The sequence below is a fragment of the Bacillus cereus group sp. BfR-BA-01355 genome (genome assembly GCF_022663675.1).
Classification (GTDB): Bacteria; Bacillota; Bacilli; order Bacillales; family Bacillaceae_G; genus Bacillus_A; species Bacillus_A thuringiensis_S.
Genome location: NZ_JAKUFY010000321.1, coordinates 1 through 415 on the forward strand (window position 1 = coordinate 1; position 415 = coordinate 415).

Sequence of the window (415 nt, forward strand, 5' to 3'; positions counted from 1 at the left end):
AATAGAAGCGCCAAAAGACTATGAATTATTAAAAGAAAAAATAACTGTAAAAATAGAAAAAGATGCAGTAGTAGAAATTAAAATAGGAAATAAGAAATTGCCAGATCCAATAGGAAAAATGAAGTTAGTGAAAGTAGACATAAGTGATAAAAATAAAAAGCTAGCAGGGGCAAAGTTTCATATAGAAGATTCAAAAGGGAAAATAGTTGGAGAAATAGTAACAAATGAAGAAGGAGAAGTAATATCAAAAGACTTACCAATAGGAAACTATACCTTAGTGGAAGTAGAAGCACCTAAAGGTTACGAATTATTAAAAGAAAAAATAACTGTAAAAATAGAAAAAGATGCAGTAGTAGAAATTAAAATAGGAAATAAGAAATTGCCAGATCCAATGGGGAAAATGAAGCTTGTGAAA

General features: G+C 28.7%; 1 protein-coding gene. It reads left to right on the forward strand.

Translation table 11 applies throughout. The features are described 5' to 3' along the window. Positions 1 to 415: MSCRAMM family protein (locus tag MR167_RS31855; protein ID WP_242316263.1), on the forward strand; the 415-nt coding region annotated here is incomplete at both ends.